This is a genomic window from Oleiphilus sp. HI0067, assembly GCF_001635735.1.
In genome coordinates this window covers 1-1656 of sequence record NZ_LWFI01000857.1, presented here as the reverse complement: position 1 = coordinate 1656, position 1656 = coordinate 1, and the positions used below count along the sequence as shown (strand labels likewise).

1 protein-coding gene is annotated in these 1656 nt (G+C 45.0%); it reads left to right on the top strand.

All coding sequences use genetic code 11. The annotated features are described in order from the left end of the window. Positions 1 to 1656 (top strand): molybdopterin-dependent oxidoreductase (locus tag A3739_RS09160; RefSeq protein ID WP_068501080.1); only part of this gene is annotated, 1656 nt, incomplete at both ends.

The following is a 1656-nucleotide window of genomic DNA, read 5'->3' as shown; positions in this document are numbered from 1 at the left end:
TTTAACGCATGGCAAATTACTCAGAAAGGCATTACAAACTAAGAGTAATTTTTCGGCCACTTCATTAGACCAATTGCCGCATCACTTCGTTGCTTTGTATTTATTTGGACATCAGTTCTTAGTGCCAGTACCTGATGTTGATCATACAGATTATTTCCTTATGTTTGGTGCAAATCCTGTTGCGTCAAACGGCAGTATGATGACCGTTCCTGACATAAAAAAACGTTTGAAGTCGATTCAAGAGCGACAGGGTAAGGTCGTCGTATTCGACCCGAGACGCAGTGAGACCGCCGACGTTGCAGACGAGCATTATTTTGTTCGTCCGAGCAGTGACGTATACGTTTTATTGGCGATGCTGAGATATGTTCTTGAGAACAAAGATACGCCGACAGATTTAGGCGTCGAAGTGCTTGGTACAGAGCAGCTTTACGATATGCTTGCGTCGTTCTCAATAGAAAAAGCGGCTCAACAATCAGGTATTAGTGCTGACGAGCTTAAGCATGTGTTTGATGCGTTTTTGAATGCTGATAAGGCTGTTATCTATGGGCGAATGGGTGTGTCTACTCAGCGCTATGGGACAATATGCCAGTGGGCGATTCATCTAATCAATCTCTATAGCGGAAATCTCGATAAGCAAGGTGGCGCAATGTTTCCCTCATCGGCAGTTGGGTATGTGAAACCTGGCGAACCTGGCCGTGGTCATTACGCGAAATATCATAGTCGAGTATCTGGACTTCCTGAATTTGGAGGGGAGTTGCCGAGCACTGTATTGGCTGAGGAGATTTTGACGGAGGGAGAAGGTCAATACAAAGCCTTGTTTACCATGGCTGGTAATCCTGTGTTATCTGCTCCGAATGGACGCCAACTTGATGAAGCATTTAGCCAATTAGATTTGATGGTCAGTTTGGATTTTTATCTAAATGAAACGACACGCCATGCTGATTATATTCTTCCGCCGACGGGCCCTCTTGAACACGATCATTACGATCTTGCTTTCCTTCGCCTGTCTGTTCGAGATTATGCTCGTTACAGCGGTGCCATCTTTGAGAAAAAAGAAGGCTATATGCATGACTGGGAGATCTTAAGCGGGTTAGCTAAGGCAATATCCATTGCTAAAGAAATTCCTTTTAAGCCACTTATCCCTCCACATTTGTTGATAGATATGGGCTTACAAATGGGACCTTATGGCAAAGCTGCTACTCAAGGGTTAGCCTTGAGTTTAGATAAGCTTAAATCAAATCCTAGCGGGATCGATTTAGGACCGTTGAAATCTGGGTTGAGCTCGCGCATCTGTACTGAAGACAAGTGCATTCATGTCGTTATTGAAAGCTTGTTGCCAGAGATTGAAGCTCTCGCAACGCGAGAGGAAGGTCGAGATGAAAGTTGTGACTCTCAGACAGGGTTCTTGCTCATCGGGCGTCGTCATATCCGAAGTAATAATTCATGGCTACATAATTCCCAGAGACTTGTTAAAGGCCCTCGACGAGATCACGCCTTACTAAATCCTAGCGATACTGATAGCTTGGGGATGGCTGAGGGTGAACGAATAGTGGTTCAGTCTCGAGTAGGTAAAATAGAAATAGACGCGTTTTCATCAGACGAGATCATGCCCGGCGTGATTAGTATTCCTCATGGCTGGGGGCATGATCGTAAGGG